The organism is Halomonas sp. AOP7-E1-9, from assembly GCF_052376035.1.
Taxonomy (GTDB): domain Bacteria; phylum Pseudomonadota; class Gammaproteobacteria; order Pseudomonadales; family Halomonadaceae; genus Vreelandella; species Vreelandella citrativorans.
The window spans coordinates 1-17,497 of the sequence record NZ_JBQSVC010000010.1 but is presented as its reverse complement, the minus strand read 5'-3'; the positions used below and the strand labels follow the sequence as shown (position 1 = coordinate 17,497).

Sequence of the window (17,497 nt, the reverse complement as noted above, 5' to 3'; positions counted from 1 at the left end):
CCGGGCACTGGAGCCGTTCATGTCGCAGGACGATCTACTGTCCCAGGAAGAAATTGATGCCTTACTAAAAGGCGTCAGTGGTGATGAAGAACCATCGCCCTCCTCTTCGCAGCCAGCTAGCGAGACGCGCATTCGCCCTTATGACCCTTCAACACAACATAGGGTCATCCGTGAGCGCTTACATGCATTCGACTTTATTAATGAGCGATTTGCCCGCTATTTCCGAAATGGCTTGTTTAACTTGATTCGGCGTAGCGCTGACATCACGGTGGAGTCCGTCCGTTACCAAAGCTTTAGCGAGTTTTCGCGTAACGTGCCGGTACCTACCAACTTAAACCTGGTAGCAATGAAGCCATTGCGTGGCTCGGCATTGGTGGTTTTCCCACCTAACCTTGTTTTTATGGTGGTAGACAATCTGTTTGGTGGCGATGGCCGTTTTGTTACCAAATCAGACGGCCGTGAATTTACCAATACAGAACAGCGTATTATTTACCGTCTTCTGAACTTGGCAATTGATGCCTACCAGGAAGCATGGAAGGTCGTGTATCCGGTCGACGTTAATTTTGTGCGCTCTGAAGTCCAGGCCAAGTTTGCTAATATCACCAATTCACCGAACGAAATTGTCGTCAACACCAAGTTCAATATTGAAGTGGGCAATCTCTCAAGTAATTTCCAGATTTGCATGCCCTACGCCATGATTGAGCCTCTGCGGGATCTGCTCGCCAATCCTATTAACGACAGTAATCAGGACCATGACGGCACCTGGTCCCGACGCATGGCCAGCGAGATACGCCAATCAGAAGTAGAGCTGGTGGCAGAGTTTGCTCAAATACCTAGCCGTATTGCACAGGTAATGGGGCTAAAGAAAGGCGATGTATTGCCGCTGGATATTCCCGATACGATTACCGCTCGTGTTGATGGAGTCCCGGTCATGGAGTGCGAGTATGGTAGCCAGCGCCAGCAGCATGCGCTGCGCGTTCTCCATATGATCGACCATGCCGCTATGAATAACGTATCGTCACTGGACTTTATTAAAGGTTCGAAGCGACAGCAAGCCAAGGAATCCAAAGCATGACTGATCCTAATAAACCCGATCAAAATGTCTCCGATGACGATTGGGCGGACGCCATGTCTGAGCAAGAAGAGACGCCAAACGCTGCCGATACGGCTAGCGAGGAAGATCCTTGGGCAGCCGCAATGGCTGAACAAGAGGAGACGACAAACACTGCCGATACGGCCAGCGAGGAAGATCCTTGGGCAGCCGCAATGGCTGAACAAGAAGCCGCCGAGGAGGAGGCCCCAACCCCTGAGGATGCAGCGCCAGACACTTCAGCCGCGAAACCCGCCAGCGATGAAATATTTAGGCCGCTAAGTCCCGCTGACGAAAGCAAGCAGACACGCGATCTTGAAATGGTCATGGATATCCCGGTAAAACTGACCGTGGAACTTGGCCGGACGAAGCTTACGATCAAGCAACTGCTTGAGCTTGCCCAAGGGTCAGTGATTGAGCTCGAAGGCTTGGCAGGCGAGCCGATGGATATTCTCATTAACGGCTACTTGATCGCGCAGGGTGAAGTCGTTGTTATCGAAGACAAATACGGTATTCGTATTACCGAAATCATCACACCCTCTGAGCGCATTCACAAGCTTAACCGATGAGTGCTGACACCTCTCCATTGCAAGATAGAACTATCGATGCGCTAGGCAGCAGCGGTGATGCGTTTATCGGCATGGCCATGTTCGGTAAAACCGCCGCTGCCTTGGCATTGGTTATAGTCATGATTCTACTCTGCACAGCGCTCTTAAAGCGCTGGCAGAATGCTCGCCCGCAACTGGGAGCCCACCTACGCGTCATTACGAGCACGGCGGTCGGCAATCGCGAGCGCGTCGTCGTCGTCGAAATTGAAGACACGTGGCTGGTTCTTGGAGTAGGCAATGGCCGAGTCACCAAGCTGCATGAGCGCCCGGCACCTGACGACAGACCTGCTCCTTCCCCTCGTTCTGATTCGCCGCCTTTTGCACAACGGCTTTCTCAGGCGCTGGCAAAGCGTCGGCGTAAAGGCTCCGATACCGACCCACATCAAACACCATGAGGCATAGGATGCACTCCGTTAGGTCCTACTGGCAGCTTTGGCTGCTGTTTGGCGTTGCTGTCGCACTTTGTATGTTGACTAACCCCGTGCATGCACAACAATTGCCAGGCATTATCTCTCAACCGCTTGAGGATGGCGGTCAGCAGTGGTCGCTATCGCTTCAAACACTGCTGCTTTTAAGCTCGCTGGCGTTCCTGCCAGCGATGCTACTGATGATGACCAGCTTTACACGGATCATTATTGTGCTGAGCCTGCTGCGAACCGCGATGGGCACGCAGGCAACACCACCCAACCAGGTGCTGCTGGGTATCGCGCTGTTCCTAACCTTTTTTATCATGTCACCCGTTCTTTCTCAGGTGTATGACACAGCCTGGCAGCCTCTATCGAACGAGACGATTAATTTTGAAGAGTTTTTGCTGCGTGCCCAGCTACCGTTTCGTGAGTTTATGCTTGCCCAAACGCGGGAGCCTGATTTAGCCCTATTCGTCCGCTTGGCAGACGTAGGACCTTTGCAAGGTCCTGAAGAGCTCCCCATGCGCGTGTTATTGCCTGCCTTTGTCACCAGCGAGCTTAAAACTGCCTTTCAAATCGGTTTTACTATTTTCATTCCCTTTTTGATTATCGACCTGGTGGTCGCCAGCACGTTAATGGCGTTGGGAATGATGATGGTGCCGCCCGTGACAATTTCATTACCGTTCAAATTAATGCTTTTTATACTGGTTGACGGTTGGCAGTTAATCGTTGGCTCACTCGCCCAAAGCTTTTACGTTACCTAGGTGCCGCGCCAGCGGCAAGGAGCAAGCATGACCCCTGAGGTGGTAATGAGCATGGCGTATCAAGGCATGCGCGTCACACTATTTCTAGCAGGCCCCATACTGCTGGCGGCGCTTTTTACCGGTTTACTTGTTAGCCTTTTTCAAGCGGCCACGCAAATTAACGAAATGACGCTCACCTTTATCCCTAAAATCCTGGCGGTGTTTGCCGTTCTGGTTTTGGCGGGCCCGTGGTTGATTAGCTTGATTACGGATTTTACGACACGACTGTTTACTAACATTCCCAACATGGTGATGTAGTGCCATGGTGGAAATCACCTTTGCTCAGTTGCAAGGCTGGTTGATAGCCTTTTTATGGCCCTTTGCGCGCATTACAGCATTTATGGCCGTTTCCCCGCTGTGGGGACATTCCAGCATCCCTAACCAGGCAAAAGTGGGAATCGCCGCGTTAGTGACCATTGTGATTGCACCGATTCTCCCAGCCATGCCGAACGTCGCCATTATGTCCTGGGCAGGCATAGGGATCATGGTAGAGCAAATAGTGATCGGACTAGCCATAGGGCTGGTCATGCATATTATATTTGCGGTTGTTCAGGCGGCAGGTGAGTATATTGGCTTACAAATGGGGCTCGCGTTTGCCACGTTCTTTGATGCTTCTAGTGGCACCAACATTATGGTGCTATCACGCATTTTATATATGATCACATTGCTCATGTTTTTAGCATTTAACGGCCACCTAATGGTACTTGAAACGCTGATCATGAGTTTTGAGACACTGCCCATCGGGATAGCCGGTTTGAACCCGGGGGCCTTCGATCTTCTGGCCCGCTACGCAGGCACTATTTTCGCCGCAGGTATGCTGCTAGCACTACCCGTTGTGGGCGCGTTACTGATTATCAACCTATGTCTCGGTATTCTTAATCGCTCTGCCCCACAGCTCACCGTGTTCAATATTGGCTTTCCCACCTCACTCACCGTCGGGCTAACGCTCTTGATGGTCTTAATGACGCGTATTGACCGTTTTCTACAGGCCCTCTTTAGCCAAGGGCTGGGAATGATGCAAAATCTGATAGAGGCGATGGCTCCTTTAAACTAAAAAGCCCTGTTACGGTAAATAACCGTGACAGGGCTAATATCATGCTCTTATCTGTTTTTACATATAGTTAAACAGTGATAACCCCTTCACATCGACAAACGTCTTCTGCGCGGCCTGCATGCCCACTTGGCGCAGGCTATACTCGGAAATAGCCTCCACATAATCCAGATCTACTAGATCCGACAGCGTTTGCGTATAGTTCATCATGCGGTTACTGCCCACCGCATCAATAACGTCCAACTCATTAAGACGTGCGCCTGCAGAGGCACGCACGGTCAGCACGTTATCCAATGCGTTATCCAGTTCGCGCATCGAGCTATTTAAGGTGTTACGCATAGCCGCTTTTTCGGTATCCGTTTGTGCGGGATTTTCAAGCACGCCAATCGCCGCTTCCAGGGTCTTAAAGAGATCTGCAGGCTGCTCTGGAGTTCCTGGGCGGGCCATGGAAATTTCGTCGCCGTCTGCCGGTTCCCCGGTAAGGGTAATGCTGATGCCGCCAAACGATAGCTGCTGCCCATCGCCCGTATAAGCAAACGGACCAGGTGCGGTTTGACCATCGGGAGTAATGTCACCATCAGGCCCGGTTACCCTATACGTAATATCACCGCTACCACCATCGACACTGAATTCGACGGTGAATGCTTCCCCATAATTATCATCAGTGACATCTTTAACATTAGGGCCCGAAAAGGTCACATTGCCGTCATTTTCTGGCGCTGCTTTTGCCACATAGCTAGCACTGCTTGGCACACTTTGGAAAATGGTTTTACCATTTTCAGTCACCGGCATTAACCGAGATGAATCAACCTGCTGCTCGCGGCTATTCGCATCACCATTATATTCAACGCTGCCTTCTGCATTTTTAGCAAACGGAGGCGCATTATCCTTGTAACCGCCAAATAGATAACGTCCACTACCATCGGTCGCATTTGCCTGACCGATGAGCGTTTCGTAAACGCCTTTTAATTCACTGGTAACCGACTCACGGTCCACATCGCTAAGCGTATCGCTAGAGGCTTGGATGAGCAGCTCTTTTGCGCGGATTACCGCATCGCTCACGCTATTGAGGATACTCTCTGTTTGTGCTACTGAGTTGCGAGCCGAGACACGCGAATCAGCGTATTGCTCAGTAATAGAGATTGACTGATCAACGCCCACCGCACGTGAGGCCGCCTGCGGGTCATCCGAGGGGTTGACTACCCGACGACCACTGGCGAGTTGCTGACTCACCTTTAAGAAATCACTTTGCTGGCGATTCATGGAGGCCGTGCTTTGCTCAAACATCGTTACGCTGCTAATACGCATAGCCTAGACTCCTGGATTAACCGCGCAGGTTCAAGATAGTGTCCATAATCGAGCCAGCCGTATCAATAACACGTGCGTTGGCCATATAGTACTGCTGGTAGCGAATCAGATTGGCAGCCTCTTCGTCCAGGTTTACACCAGACTCAGACTGCTGCACCGCACGCAGCTGATCGGTGAGTCCTTGACGCGCGTCCAGGTTAACCTGGGTAATATTAGCGCGGTTACCGACATCGCTCACAATGGAGGCGTAGCCGGAACTCACGGAAGCTGAACCTCCTACCACTGCCTCACTCTGCAACTTTTGCAAAGCTAATGCGTTACGGTTATCAGCCGAGGCCGCGATAATGTTTTGAGCAACCGTTAACGTCGCCGTTTCACCATCAGCAGGACGTGAGGAAAGTGTAAAGCTCATCCCATCAATTTCAACCGCTTGGCCTTCCTCTAATTCACCGCTATCCACATCAAACGGCTGACCATCAACGCGGACCGTTGCCCCCGCTGGCTCTACCTTTAGCGCACCCTCTGAATCCAGCGTTAACGTATACTCTTTATGGTTAGAGAACGCCCCTGGCGACATCTTCAGGTCATCAACGGCTAAATCACCCGAGTGTTTAAATGAAGTAAGAGAACTGCCTTCTTCACCGTCTAAGCCTGCATCACCTGCGGCTATTTTATCCCCGTCCGTAATCGCCACCTTCATATCCTGGCCGGCGCGACGAACAGGCTGAATTTCGAACTTATCGCCATTCTGTGGCGTACTCTCAAAGGCAACATTAACGCCACCAAAGGACAGTACTCCGCCATCCAATGTGAAGTCCACCTCGTCACCACTGTCATTACGTGTCACGCTAAACGCGTCATTGCGATAACTGATGGTGTAGTCTGTAGCGCGTAGCTCATCAATATTATCCGTATCGAATTCAACGGATGCTATTTCAGAGGCATTGCCTTTATAGCTGTATCCTAGCGGCTTACTTAGTTCAAAGAAGTCCCCACCCAATTCGCCATCCAGGTCCACACCCTTTTTATGCTGATCGTTAAAAGCAACCGAGAGCGAAACAGCCAGCTGACCAATCTGGTTCTGCGTTTTATCCAACGTCTCGGAACGAAACGCCATTAGTCCGCCCAGCGTACCGCCTTTTATCGTTGACTCATTTAACTTTACAACGTTACCACTACCATCGCGATAGCCAACGATGGTGCGTTGTGGGTCGTTGTCAGCCTGTACAGCCTCGAGTTTAAAGGAGTCTGTACCCGTCACGAGCGGCTGGCCGTTGGGAAGGCTAATGTTATAGGTTTTACCGTCCTGAATATTCAGGCGCAGATCCATTCGCTCGTTAAGCTCAGAAACCAGATGATCGCGCTGGTTAAGCAGGCTATTAGGCGCATCCCCCGTACGCGCACGCGCCAGAGAAATTTCTTTATTCAGCCCCGCAATCTGCTCAAGCGAGTTATTAATTTGGGTAACTTCATCCTTGATTTGGCTATTAATATTGCTCTGCATATCCTGCAGATAGCCATCAAAGGATCGAAACTGAGCACTTAATGTGCTTGCTGTTCCAAGCACCCCTTGACGAGCGGCCGGGTCAGACGGCGAGCTTGCCAGGTCTTCAAGCGAAGAAAAGAAGCCCTGCATCAGCGGCGCCAAACCAGCGGCTCGGTCGGCCAGCAGGTTATCGATTTGCGAGACCTGATTGTTATAGGTCTCAAGCGCACTCGATTGTGTCTTCGCGCTATTAAGCTGATTAGCGACGTAGGTATTAAACTGTCGCTCAATGGCATCCACTTTCACACCACCGCCTACATTGCCCTCACCCAGCTGAGTGAGTTCACGGTTGTAGCCCGGCGTGTAAACATTGCTGATGTTATTACTGGTGGTGTTTAAGGCATTCTGGGCAGCATTAAGGCCGCTTAAGCCAACAGAAAACATGCTCATGGTTGATATCCTTAGGCCGATACCTAATATATCGGCAGCACCCTAAAAAACTTGAGCCCTACCTAGCGCGAATCCGCCAGGTAGGTGCTCTCTGTTGTTAGCGACCCCATGGTATTCATAACGGCTATCAGCTTTTGGGCGTAGCGTGGGTCTGTGGCATAGCCGCCTCGCTGCAACGCATGCGCGGCTTGCTCGGCATTGGGCGCCTGCACCACCGCTGCGTAACGCGAATTTTTGCCGATCAGGTTGGCATAATCAGTAAGCGAATGCTCAAATGAATCATAGACACGGAACGTATCAACCACCTGTGTGCGGCGCCCGTTAATATATTCATGCGTCACAATATCGGTGGTTTTACCCTGCCAATGGCTACCCGCTTTAATCCCGAACAGGTTATGGCTGTTGCCTCCCTGACGGGTGGCTATTTCATGCTGCCCCCAGCCGGTTTCCAAGGCTGCCTGGGCTAATATCAACTCGGCGGGAACACCGCTTGCTTTACTGGCAGCTTGCGCGGGAACCGCCAATTTATCGAGAAAGCGCTGCACATGCTCTGGCGCGTTGTTATTAGCGCCAGACATGCCAAGTGATGTCTGCTCACCAACGTCAGCACGCTTGCGTATCGCATCCAATTCTAACAGAAAGCGACCGCTTCCCGGAGAGTTAGAAGGGTGCTCTCCTTGCGGCTGTATGGCGCCATCCAGCACACGTGGAGTGCCGCGTGGAATACCGGCAATGAGCGCTTGTAATTCTTGATCAGCTACATGTTCTTCGCCCACCACACCCTGGCGCTGAAGCTGCTCGACCAGTACATCTGCCAGGCCTATTCCTTTGGATGCAATGACCTGCGACCACTGCTGGTCCAGCATCTGCTGATAGGTATCCGTCGTCGTGCTACTCATCAGATCTGAAGAGGGAATAGCGTCACGCATGCTCTTCATCATCATATGTACAAAGAGCGCTTCAAACTGTTGGGCGGCTGAGTCTACCCCCGCTTCCGGGTCGATGCGTGCCGTATGCTGCAATCGCTGAAACCCCTGAACGTCTAACGCAAACTGGCCGGCCATATCATTAGAGACGCTCATTAAATCACCTCCAGCTCGGCACGCAGCGACCCAGACGCTTTTAGCGCCTCAAGAATCGTCATCAAATCCTGAGGTGTCGCCCCCAAGGCATTCAGCGCATTAACCACGTCTGTAAGCTGAGCACCCTCTACGATTTGTAGATACGCTTCCTGCTGCTCAATATCGATATCCGTATCCGGCACCACAACGGTTTGGCCCTGGCTAAACGGGCCTGGCTGGCTCACACCCAGGTTTCTATCGATAGTGATTGATAAGCTGCCATGGGCGACCGCTGCCTGGCGTAACGTCACGGCACTGTTCATTACCACGGAACCAGTACGCGAATTCAATACCACTCTGGCCGGCGCTTCAGTGGGCGTTATCTGAACGTTCTCTACGCGTGCCATAAAGTTGACCCGCGCGTTAGCGTCGACAGGGCCATCCAGCGCAATGACACGTCCATTACGGGCATAGGCCACCGATTGGCCAAATTCGTTATTAATCGCGGTCACCATACGCTGCACGGTACCGAAGTCTGATTCATTTAACTGCAGCTCCAGCATCCCGCCATTGCCGCCCAGGTTAAGTGCTACTTCACGTTCAACCAGTGCGCCGCCGGGGATGCGGCCCGCTGCTTGCTGGTTAACCTGTACGCTGCTACCGCCTGCCTGGGCACCCGCACCGCCTACCAGCATATTGCCTTGAGCAATCGCATAGGTATCGCCATCCGCACCTTTTAACGGTGTCATCAATAGCGTCCCCCCGCGTAAGCTACGCGCGTTGGCAATAGATGAAACCACAATATCCACACGCTGACCTGGACGCGAAAAAGGCGGTAGATCTGCGGTCACCATTACCGCCGCTACGTTACGTAGCTGCATATTAGTGCCCGGCGGAATAGTCACGCCAAGCTGAGACAGCATGTTGGAGAGGCTTTGGCTGGTAAAGGGGGCCTGGGTTGTTTGGTCACCCGTGCTATCCAGCCCGGCCACCAAACCATAACCCACCAATTGGTTATCGCGCACGCCTGCAAAGCTGGCTAACTCAATCACGCGCTCGGCATAAACGGGTAAAGCAAGTAGGCACATAAGTAGCAGAGCACCCAGTTGCGCCAGCCGCATTTTAATTAATCGAAAACCGTTTAGCTGCATGACGATCACTCTAGGCCACTAAGTTGTTTAGCCATTCCAGGTACCATTAGAAGGGCGAAATATTCAAGAAAAAGCGTTGCAGCCATCCCATGTGCTGAGCTTCATTAATATAGCCATCCCCCACATACTCTATGCGCGCATCCGCTACTTGCGTGGAGGGCACCGTATTCTGGGTGGTAATCGTGCGTGGATTCACGACGCCTGAAAAACGTATGAACTCGGTCCCTTGGTTAATACCGATCTGCTTTTCGCCCCTAACGCGCAAGTTACCGTTATTCATGACTTCTAAAACCGAGACGGTAATAGTGCCGGTAAACGAGTTGTTCGCTTGCGCACCGCCGCCGCCGTTAAAATCGCTGGCCCCGGCAATATCGAAACCATATTCAGCCAGGGTGTCGAGTACATCAGGCAACTGGGCAAGATCCAGCGATGCGCTGCCGTTACGCGACGCATTGGTACGCGCATTTTTGCTGGCGCTTACCTGCTCATCCAACACGATGGTGAGGATATCCCCCATTGCTCTTGGTCGACGGTCTTCAAACAGCGGCTGATAGCCTTGCCGGGCTTGGTAAATTGAGCCATTGGGAATAGGCGGTGGGCGATCCACAATTTCAATCTGCTCTTGTTCACCCACTACTGAGGCGCGGGGTATCTGGGCACAGCCGGCCGCCAGTAAGGTAAAAAACAGCAAAGCAATAACGCTTAGCCGACGGCTAACATGGTAAAAATCCCGCATGGTTCAATAAACCTCAACGCGCTCTTTATAGCTGGCTCAAACGTGCCAACATTTCATCGCTGGTAGATACGGCTTTGCTGTTAATCTCATACGCGCGCTGGGTTTGGATCATGCTAACCATCTCTTCCACAACGTTCACGTTCGAGGTCTCGACGTAGCCTTGGAACAAGCGCCCGGCACCGTTAATACCCGGTATATTTTCATTGGGAGCACCGGAGGCACCGGTTTCCAAGTAAAGGTTTCCACCTATGCTTTCTAAACCAGCGGGATTAATAAACGATGTCAGCGTAACTTGGCCAATGTCGTTGTCTACCGCAACGCCTGGCTGACGAACACTTACCGTACCATCTTCAGCGATAGTCACAGCCAAGGCATTTTCCGGCACAAAAATAGCTGGCTCCAGCGGGTAGCCGTTCGCCGTTACCATCTGACCATTTTCGTTGAGCTGGAAGCTTCCGTCCCGGGTATAGCCACTTGTACCATCAGGCAACAGCACTTGGAAAAAACCTTCGCCGTTGATAGCAAGGTCACGCGAGTTTTCGGTTTGCTCCAGGCCACCTTGAGTATGTAAACGCTCGGTGGCCACGGCGCGAACGCCGGTACCGACCTGCATACCTGAAGGCAGTCGGTCCTGGATATTGTTCTGTGCACCTGGCTGACGCATATTTTGGTACAGCAAGTCTTCAAACACGGGGCGCGAACGCTTAAAGCCATTGGTACTCACGTTGGCCAGGTTATTGGATATAACATCCAATTTCGTTTGCTGAGACTCAAGCCCGGTTTTAGCAGTCCACAAAGAAGTAATCATGAGTGTTCGTGTTCCCTTGTTAGGCGGCTGCTATCAGCCCTGAATAGAGAGCATGCTGTTGGCCCGCTGAGCATTCTCATCAACGGTGCTGAGCACTTTCATTTGCATATCGTAACGTCGCGCGACATCAATCATCGCGACCATGGCATCCACCGCGCTGACATTACTGCCTTCAAGCGCACCGCTGACCAAACGAGCATCCTCGTTTGCTGGCAGCACACCAGGTGCTCCCTCGTCATTGAGCGGAGCACGAAATAAGCCATCGTCACCGCGTGTCAGAGCCTGCTCGTCAGGCGTTACCAATTTGATCCGGCCAACATCAACGAGCGCTTCTGGGCCCTCGCCTTCAGGAATAGCGCTGATCGTGCCGTCAGCGCCGATGGATACCTGCGCTCCTTGAGGCACCGCAATAGGACCACCATCGCCCATCACTGGACGCCCTACGTTTAGCAGGACGCCATCACTATCCAGTTGCAGGTCGCCACGGCGTGTGTAGGTTTCCGTACCGTCATCGGCTAACACCGCCATCCAGGCATCACCCTGCATCGCGATATCCAGTGCACGCCCGGTAAACTCAACCGGGCCTTGTGAAAAATCACTTCCTGGCGTAGTGGTCATGACAGACGTACGCGTTGCCAAGAACGCTTCGCCTTGCACAGGCACCGAGCGCGCCGCCTGAAGCTGCCCACGAAAGCCGGTGGTGGTCACGTTCGCTAGGTTATTGCTGACCACCGACTGCTGATCCATGGCGTTTTTAGCACCGCTCATGGCGGTATATAGCATCCGATCCAAGTGATTTACTCCTTACACGAAAAGCCCATTATTAAAGGTTAATAATGGTTTGCAGGAGCTCATCCTGGGTGCTGATGGTTTGTGAGTTGGCTTGATAGGCGCGCTGAGCGACAATCATACTCACCAGTTCCTGGGCCATATCAACGTTGGAGGCTTCAGTGGCGCCAGCTTGTATTAAGCCTCGCATTCCTGTCCCTGGAGCGCCCACCAGTTCCTGACCAGAGGAGGCTGTGGCCGTCCAAAGGTTATCGCCGCCTGGCTTCAACCCTTCTGGATTACGAAAACTCGCCATAGCTACTTGGCCCGCAGCAAGCGATTGCTCATTAGAGTAATTGCGCATAATGGTGCCATCATCCTGGATAGTAACGCCAACTAAAGAGCCGGATGCATACCCATCTTGAGATACATCATTGGCTACCGAGGCATTACCAGACTGAGTGCTACCCGCCAGGTTTATATCAAAGCTAAGCGCTTCAGTTGCTCCCCCAAGTGGAGTAGAAGGGTCGCTGGCATAATTAATATTTGGGCGGTTATTGGCTACATCTACGTACTCTACACCACCACCGTCAGCCAGCTGCGGCTGCCCTACTCGCTTTAAGGTACCGTTTTGATTAAATTCAATAACAAAATCGTTAACACCATAGGCCTCAAAAGCTTCTCCCGGATCTGCAGCTTGTGCAGCTTGCACGACTGCCGAAATTGATCCTGTTGCGGATGCTGTAGCGGCTATTACGTTATTCACAGCGTCAGCAACGTCCGGATCATTAACACCAACTAAAGCTTGTTGTGCGAGATTGTTTGCAACTGCTTGGATCTCCGCAATAGTATTTGCGTCTGCCTCCAAATCTGTCGCTTGAGCTGCGTTATTTTGAGCAGCGATATCACCGCCTGTAGCTGCATTAACAATAAGGTCGGTTGCACTCTGAACTGCAGAAGCCAACTGCACAGGCGCTTCACCTACAATCGCTGTTTGACGAGTTGCAATGAAGTTATTAAATGCTCCAACTGTTGAAGGGTCATTTAATGGATCAATAGATGTTGCTGCAGTAACAACGCCATCTGCGTCGGTAGCGCCATCCATCTGCGCTTGAACTTCAGCAATGTAAGCTGCGTAGACAGCATTAGCCCCAGGTGTTACTTGCTGACCATTTAGGTATTTATCCAAAACCTCACTCAGAGAAAAACCTGCGCTTGAGGCAAAACTCTGTGCGGCACTGTTTACAGCTGCAATAACCTGCTCTTGAGTAGCCCCATTAGTATTTGCTGTGGTAGCGGCATTTTCAATGGCTGTTTGCAAACTTTGCAAACCAGTTTGAACATCGGACATGCTACTTAGCAGGTTATCGTACGAGTCTTTAACAACTTCTTGAGCATCAACAACTCCCTCAACCACACTGCCTGCGGCCAAGCCAACAGGATCCGAGTTCGTACTGTAGTACCCATCCATTACTACTTTTCCCAACCAGCTATTTTCAGCTTCTGGGCGCTTTTCGTAATAAACTGTCATATTTCTTGGATTACCCAATGAGTCATAGACGGTAAAGTTAGAGCTAAAGTTATAGCTCAGGTCTTCTTGGCTCGTTGGATTATCAGGGTTCATCAAATCAGTAGTTACTTGTACTTGCTGTAGTCCAGTACCGGCCTGCACTCGTGAATCCAAATTAAGAGAGGTAGATGCAGAAGTAGTCGCATTAGCAGCCAAGTTCCCCGCATCTACTGCCAATGCTTGCACAGCGCCACCTGCCTGTACATTGCCTTCAGCGTCTGCTGCGTACCCCATGATTTGCGCGCCTTGGGCATTTACTAAACGTCCGTCCGCCGTCATGGTTAGTTGGCCGTTACGTGAGTAACCCACTTCACCATTGGGCTGCTGAAAGCGGAAGAATCCTTCCCCTGAAATGGCCAAGTCCATATTACGTGATGAAGACTCAACATTGCCTTGGGTAAAATCTTGCAATACGGCAGATGTGCGTACACCAAGCCCTATGCGTGATTCAGCAAATACGTCGGCAAATTGTACATTTGAACTTTTAAAACCGACTGTCTGCGAGTTAGCAATGTTGTTACCGATAGCGCCTAATTTCTCACGCTGAGCGTTCAGACCACTAAGTGCTTGTGAAAAGCTCATGATGTTCCCCTGAAAAAGATATTGTTTAGCGAATAGTCAAAGAATTTGTTTAACGTCATTCAGGCTGATTTGGCCATAAATAGCGCCTAAATCCAGCCGCACGCTTCCACTACCGTCGTTAGGCGTCACGCGGTTGACCACCGCATACTGCAAGGCTGTGGATTCAACTCTTTCACCTTCAGCGTCGGCCGCCTCTAGTTGAATCGAATACCGACCACTGGCAGCGGCTGCCCCTTGGTCACTCAATCCAGGCCAATCAAATGAGTGAACGCCGGCATCTAGAGGGCCTAGATCGTCGTAAGTTTTGATGACTTGACCACCTTCACCAACAATCGTCGCCTTAACGCTCTTCGCTGGTTCTGCCAACTCTATCCCAAAGGGTGTTGTATACAATTTCCCTTCGTTATCTTGCTCCAGCAACACATCCTTACCGGGCACCATGATGCCTTTACCAATTAGACCGCTCGCCTGTAACGCCTGATTGGCATCCATTTGGCTGGTAATGCCTTCAAGTGTGCTATTCAGCTCTTCAATGCCACTTACCGTGTTGATTTGCGCCAGCTGGGACGTCATTTCCGCGTTTTCCATCGGATTTAGCGGGTCCTGGTTCTGCAGCTGGGTGATCAGCAGAGTCATAAAGCTATTGCGAAGCTCGTCTGACTGGCGAGCCGATAGACCGTTAGAGCCACCGCTGTTAATACTATTAACAACACTCGTATCGATACTACTCATGATTACCCCTCACCCAGTGACAGCGTCTGCATCATCATCTGTTTTGTGGTATTGAATACCTCTACGTTCGCCTGATAAGAGCGGGACGCGGAAATCATATTCACCATTTCATGCACAGGCTCTACATTGGGCTTGGCCACATAGCCCTCTTCATCAGCTGCGGGATGATTGGGCATGTATTCCAGACGCAGCGGTGAGTCGTCTTCCACAATGTCGGAGACTCTCACGCCACCAATACCAAAACGGGTGTTTTGTGCCTGCGCTTCAAACATCACGTGTTTCGCGCGGTATGTTTCACCATCAGGCCCGGCAATACTATCGGCGTTGGCCATATTGCTGGCGGTGACGTTCATTCGCTGGGATTGAGCACTCATGGCAGAGCCAGCAACATCAAACGCTGAAAACATCGACATCATTTATCTCCTACGCAGTTTGCTGGCCTACTCAGGCTGCATTGCGTTTTTTAGACCCTGGATACGGCGATTCATGATCGTAAGCGCCGCTTGGTAACGCACGGCATTATCAGCAAACTGAGTACGCTCGCGATCCATCTCAACCGTATTGCCGTCCAGACTCGGCTGGGAAGGAATTCGGTACAGTAACGCCGCATTACCGGCGCCTTGCCAAGCAGGCCCGGCACCGGCTAAATGCTGCCCAGACGTCCGAGCGAGCGTTAACCCCCCTTGGCTGCCCTGTTGTGAAACGCCACCGTCAACGGCTTTTTTAAGCTCGTTGGCAAAATCAATGTCCCGCGCCTTATAATTTGGCGTGTCGGCATTCGCAATATTAGCGGCCAGCACTTCATGACGCGATTGACGCAAGCCTAATGCCTGCTGGTGGTAGTTAAAGGCAGATTCTAGTTGATCAAGCATGCCGCGCCCTCGCTCGCCGGGAGGCAAAAAAATTAAATTTATCGATGGTGAAGAATACGCTTACGGCTGTCAGCCCAAAGCATGGAACAGCTAGCGTTTACACCAGCATTTCGTCTGTTTCATCTACTTCTTTTTCGCTACACTTACTGACTAAATCTCGTTATCCCCCGCCTGCTGAGCTGCCCCGCCATGTCACATCCGCTGCACATAAAACGTTGCTTCTCAGCAGTGTTCACGCGCTATTTTTCACTGGTGGTCTGTTTGGCGTGTTTCTCAAGCGCACAGGCAGACGATGCGCTCATGCAGGAAGTGCATCAGTTCTTGTATCAACAAACGCAGCCTCTAGGAGAGGAGGTGGTCATCGACGTGCGCCCCCCTTCTCCTCACTTACCGCCCTGCGTTCAGCCGGAACCTTTTTTGCCCAATGCGGGTCAATCACCTTTAGGGCGTGTTTCGGTAGGCGTTCGCTGCGGTGAAACACATCAGCAAGTGCGCTATTTACAGGCCCAAATTGATGTTATTGGCAACTACTGGGTGGCGCAGCACGATATTAATCGTGGCACACTGATTACCCCTGATATGCTCGTTGAGCAAAGTGGCAATTTGGGGAAGCTGTCGTCGCAAGCCCTAACCAATGAAGAAGAAATTGTTGGCAAGGTTGCTCAGCGGCAGATTCGAAGTGGCAGTACCTTTTTAACGCACTTCTTACAAACGCCTTCAGTTGTTGAGCGCGGTCAGCGGGTTATGGTCATCGCTCAAGGCAATGCTTTTCGCGTTTCACGCGAGGGAGAAGTGCTGGAAAGCGGAGGGGTAGGAGACCAGGTTCGCGTGCGCTTTGATACCCGTGAAATAGTAACGGCACGAATTAATGAACAAGGCATTTTAGTGGTGGATTTTTAGATCTGGTCTAAAGTTTTAACCACCAGGGCCGATAGTTGTTATCACTGACGCCGAATACACAGACGTTGACCATAAGGCATACAACGTGAACATTGATAACCTCAATTCATTGTTACGCTCGAACCAAGCGCAGCAACGTGATGAAACACAAAAGATGGGCGGGCCCAAGGCGGCTGAAGTCGCCGGTCAAACGCGTGAATCTACTCAGCTTAGCCATTCTCATTTCGATGATACGCAGGATATCGATATGGTAAAAGTTCAAGAGATTCGCGATGCCATTCGTGAGGGCCGCCTCGAAATGCGGGCTGACCGTATTGCAGATGGCTTGATTGCCAATCTTTCAGAGTTATAAGGTAGCGTATTATGAGCCTTGCCCGTTTGCTTTCCGACCAGCAGCAGCGTATTGATGAGCTAGTGGCGCTATTATCGAGTGAGCAAACACTCTTAACGCAGGGTGACATTGACGGAAAAGCGCTTGCCGATACAGCAGAAGGTAAACAAGCGCTGCTGGCCGATATAGAGCGCATTGAAACGCTACGCCGCAATGTTCAAAAGCGACTTGGCTATGAAGACAACGCCAACGGGGCACGTTTGGCTGCTCGTGATGCTGGCTGTCAAACGGCCTGGGAAACGCTACTCGAAAAGAGCGAGCGTGTTGCGCGCATGAACGAACTAACCGGCCAGATGCTGTCGGTACGCATGAAGCACAATCAGGAAATGCTGGACTATATACGCCGAATTGCGGAAAAAACACTCTATAAACCTGATGGGCGTAATAGCGCGCAGTCAGGAAGGATCAACGCATCCGCTTAGTTATTCCCTTTAGACAAGTATCCCTTCTACAACTTCAATAAAAGCCTACCTTTTTATTACTGGCTCAGTTACCCGAACGTTATACCGCTCCAATTGCCAGGGCCAACGGCAGCACCGGTCATGCCGTAATGAATGGGCTTTTAGCCTCAACCGCACCACGCTTGTTAACGGTTAACTGCGTAACCTCCCCCCATCTAGGCGCTCATGCACGTAAATGCTTTCACGCCTGCCGATACTGGTAGCTTTTTAGGATTAGGAAAGAAAATCTATTGAATAGTGATGGGTTCTACTTTTCTTACAC

The 17,497-nt window shown here is 51.3% G+C and carries 20 protein-coding genes; 9 read left to right on the top strand and 11 right to left on the bottom strand.

All coding sequences use genetic code 11. The features are described from left to right. Window positions 1-19: 19 nt before the first annotated feature. From fliM to fliR, 6 genes are read left to right on the top strand one after another with little or no spacing between them, the layout of a single operon-like run. Window positions 20-1,075, top strand: a complete 1,056-nt coding sequence (fliM, locus tag ACT3R4_RS07805) for a flagellar motor switch protein FliM (RefSeq protein ID WP_087109091.1) — start codon at window positions 20-22, stop codon at window positions 1,073-1,075. Further along, window positions 1,072-1,659 carry a flagellar motor switch protein FliN gene (gene fliN, locus ACT3R4_RS07800; RefSeq protein ID WP_193056602.1) on the top strand — a complete coding sequence of 196 codons (588 nt, stop codon included), beginning with the start codon at window positions 1,072-1,074 and terminating at the stop codon, window positions 1,657-1,659. Before fliM ends, fliN begins: the two co-directional genes overlap by 4 nt. Beyond that, window positions 1,656-2,093, top strand: a complete 438-nt coding sequence (fliO, locus tag ACT3R4_RS07795; protein WP_193056603.1) for a flagellar biosynthetic protein FliO — start codon at window positions 1,656-1,658, stop codon at window positions 2,091-2,093. Before fliN ends, fliO begins: the two co-directional genes overlap by 4 nt. Window positions 2,094-2,101: 8 nt before the next feature. Then, a complete protein-coding gene (gene fliP, locus ACT3R4_RS07790; RefSeq protein ID WP_140398986.1) occupies window positions 2,102-2,869 on the top strand; it encodes a flagellar type III secretion system pore protein FliP in 768 nt (255 codons plus the stop codon). Window positions 2,870-2,896: 27 nt separating this feature from the next. Continuing rightward, complete coding sequence (fliQ, locus tag ACT3R4_RS07785; protein WP_087109097.1) at window positions 2,897-3,166, top strand: flagellar biosynthesis protein FliQ; 270 nt, start codon at window positions 2,897-2,899, stop codon at window positions 3,164-3,166. Between the two features lie 4 nt (window positions 3,167-3,170). After that, window positions 3,171-3,962 (top strand): flagellar biosynthetic protein FliR, encoded by a 792-nt coding sequence (gene fliR / locus ACT3R4_RS07780; protein ID WP_087109099.1) that lies wholly within the window; start codon window positions 3,171-3,173, stop codon window positions 3,960-3,962. A gap of 57 nt (window positions 3,963-4,019) precedes the next feature. On the opposite strand, the gene flgL is transcribed toward fliR, so the two are convergent. From flgL to flgB, 11 genes are all read right to left on the bottom strand, one after another. Further along, the gene (flgL, locus tag ACT3R4_RS07775) at window positions 4,020-5,267 is read right to left on the bottom strand and encodes a flagellar hook-associated protein FlgL (RefSeq protein ID WP_193056604.1); all 1,248 of its coding nucleotides are present in this window, start codon (window positions 5,265-5,267) and stop codon (window positions 4,020-4,022) included. 16 nt (window positions 5,268-5,283) lie between these two features. Beyond that, complete coding sequence (gene flgK / locus ACT3R4_RS07770; protein WP_193056605.1) at window positions 5,284-7,203, bottom strand: flagellar hook-associated protein FlgK; 1,920 nt, start codon at window positions 7,201-7,203, stop codon at window positions 5,284-5,286. A 62-nt stretch (window positions 7,204-7,265) separates the two neighbouring features. Then, window positions 7,266-8,285: a flagellar assembly peptidoglycan hydrolase FlgJ gene (gene flgJ, locus ACT3R4_RS07765; RefSeq protein WP_441678389.1), complete on the bottom strand. Its 1,020-nt coding sequence runs from the start codon at window positions 8,283-8,285 to the stop codon at window positions 7,266-7,268. Next, a complete protein-coding gene (locus ACT3R4_RS07760) occupies window positions 8,285-9,415 on the bottom strand; it encodes a flagellar basal body P-ring protein FlgI (protein WP_441678387.1) in 1,131 nt (376 codons plus the stop codon). Before ACT3R4_RS07760 ends, flgJ begins: the two co-directional genes overlap by 1 nt. Before the next feature lie 46 nt (window positions 9,416-9,461). Next, window positions 9,462-10,151, bottom strand: a complete 690-nt coding sequence (locus tag ACT3R4_RS07755) for a flagellar basal body L-ring protein FlgH (protein ID WP_087109109.1) — start codon at window positions 10,149-10,151, stop codon at window positions 9,462-9,464. A gap of 25 nt (window positions 10,152-10,176) precedes the next feature. After that, window positions 10,177-10,959 carry a flagellar basal-body rod protein FlgG gene (flgG, locus tag ACT3R4_RS07750; RefSeq protein ID WP_087109111.1) on the bottom strand — a complete coding sequence of 261 codons (783 nt, stop codon included), beginning with the start codon at window positions 10,957-10,959 and terminating at the stop codon, window positions 10,177-10,179. 33 nt (window positions 10,960-10,992) lie between these two features. Continuing rightward, window positions 10,993-11,751, bottom strand: a complete 759-nt coding sequence (gene flgF / locus ACT3R4_RS07745) for a flagellar basal-body rod protein FlgF (RefSeq protein ID WP_087109113.1) — start codon at window positions 11,749-11,751, stop codon at window positions 10,993-10,995. 31 nt (window positions 11,752-11,782) lie between these two features. Then, a complete protein-coding gene (locus ACT3R4_RS07740) occupies window positions 11,783-13,879 on the bottom strand; it encodes a flagellar hook-basal body complex protein (protein ID WP_193056608.1) in 2,097 nt (698 codons plus the stop codon). A gap of 36 nt (window positions 13,880-13,915) precedes the next feature. Continuing rightward, window positions 13,916-14,611, bottom strand: coding sequence for a flagellar hook assembly protein FlgD (locus tag ACT3R4_RS07735; protein ID WP_193056609.1), 696 nt, complete (start codon window positions 14,609-14,611; stop codon window positions 13,916-13,918). 2 nt (window positions 14,612-14,613) lie between these two features. Then, a complete protein-coding gene (gene flgC / locus ACT3R4_RS07730; protein ID WP_087109119.1) occupies window positions 14,614-15,024 on the bottom strand; it encodes a flagellar basal body rod protein FlgC in 411 nt (136 codons plus the stop codon). A gap of 27 nt (window positions 15,025-15,051) precedes the next feature. Then, entirely contained in the window at window positions 15,052-15,483 is a 432-nt protein-coding gene (gene flgB, locus ACT3R4_RS07725) for a flagellar basal body rod protein FlgB (protein ID WP_087109121.1), read from the bottom strand. 252 nt (window positions 15,484-15,735) lie between these two features. On the opposite strand from flgB, the gene flgA reads away from it, so the two are divergent. From flgA to ACT3R4_RS07710, 3 genes are all read left to right on the top strand, one after another. Next, entirely contained in the window at window positions 15,736-16,383 is a 648-nt protein-coding gene (gene flgA, locus ACT3R4_RS07720) for a flagellar basal body P-ring formation chaperone FlgA (RefSeq protein ID WP_319643846.1), read from the top strand. 85 nt (window positions 16,384-16,468) lie between these two features. Next, on the top strand, window positions 16,469-16,735 hold the full coding sequence (gene flgM, locus ACT3R4_RS07715; RefSeq protein WP_192527248.1) for a flagellar biosynthesis anti-sigma factor FlgM: 267 nt from the start codon (window positions 16,469-16,471) through the stop codon (window positions 16,733-16,735). An 11-nt stretch (window positions 16,736-16,746) separates the two neighbouring features. Beyond that, the gene (locus ACT3R4_RS07710; RefSeq protein ID WP_193056611.1) at window positions 16,747-17,196 is read left to right on the top strand and encodes a flagella synthesis protein FlgN; all 450 of its coding nucleotides are present in this window, start codon (window positions 16,747-16,749) and stop codon (window positions 17,194-17,196) included. Window positions 17,197-17,497: the final 301 nt, after the last annotated feature.

Excerpts from the sequence above, each read along its gene's own strand:
- fliM (WP_087109091.1), top strand. The coding sequence starts at position 20 with ATGTCGCAGGACGATCTACTGTCCCAGGAAGAAATTGATGCCTTACTA.
- fliN (WP_193056602.1), top strand. The coding sequence starts at position 1,072 with ATGACTGATCCTAATAAACCCGATCAAAATGTCTCCGATGACGATTGG.
- fliO (WP_193056603.1), top strand. The coding sequence starts at position 1,656 with ATGAGTGCTGACACCTCTCCATTGCAAGATAGAACTATCGATGCGCTA.
- fliP (WP_140398986.1), top strand. The coding sequence starts at position 2,102 with ATGCACTCCGTTAGGTCCTACTGGCAGCTTTGGCTGCTGTTTGGCGTT.
- fliQ (WP_087109097.1), top strand. The coding sequence starts at position 2,897 with ATGACCCCTGAGGTGGTAATGAGCATGGCGTATCAAGGCATGCGCGTC.
- fliR (WP_087109099.1), top strand. The coding sequence starts at position 3,171 with ATGGTGGAAATCACCTTTGCTCAGTTGCAAGGCTGGTTGATAGCCTTT.
- flgL (WP_193056604.1), bottom strand. The coding sequence starts at position 5,267 with ATGCGTATTAGCAGCGTAACGATGTTTGAGCAAAGCACGGCCTCCATG.
- flgK (WP_193056605.1), bottom strand. The coding sequence starts at position 7,203 with ATGAGCATGTTTTCTGTTGGCTTAAGCGGCCTTAATGCTGCCCAGAAT.
- flgJ (WP_441678389.1), bottom strand. The coding sequence starts at position 8,285 with ATGAGCGTCTCTAATGATATGGCCGGCCAGTTTGCGTTAGACGTTCAG.
- ACT3R4_RS07760 (WP_441678387.1), bottom strand. The coding sequence starts at position 9,415 with ATGCAGCTAAACGGTTTTCGATTAATTAAAATGCGGCTGGCGCAACTG.
- ACT3R4_RS07755 (WP_087109109.1), bottom strand. The coding sequence starts at position 10,151 with ATGCGGGATTTTTACCATGTTAGCCGTCGGCTAAGCGTTATTGCTTTG.
- flgG (WP_087109111.1), bottom strand. The coding sequence starts at position 10,959 with ATGATTACTTCTTTGTGGACTGCTAAAACCGGGCTTGAGTCTCAGCAA.
- ACT3R4_RS07740 (WP_193056608.1), bottom strand. The coding sequence starts at position 13,879 with ATGAGCTTTTCACAAGCACTTAGTGGTCTGAACGCTCAGCGTGAGAAA.
- ACT3R4_RS07735 (WP_193056609.1), bottom strand. The coding sequence starts at position 14,611 with ATGAGTAGTATCGATACGAGTGTTGTTAATAGTATTAACAGCGGTGGC.
- flgC (WP_087109119.1), bottom strand. The coding sequence starts at position 15,024 with ATGTCGATGTTTTCAGCGTTTGATGTTGCTGGCTCTGCCATGAGTGCT.
- flgB (WP_087109121.1), bottom strand. The coding sequence starts at position 15,483 with ATGCTTGATCAACTAGAATCTGCCTTTAACTACCACCAGCAGGCATTA.
- ACT3R4_RS07710 (WP_193056611.1), top strand. The coding sequence starts at position 16,747 with ATGAGCCTTGCCCGTTTGCTTTCCGACCAGCAGCAGCGTATTGATGAG.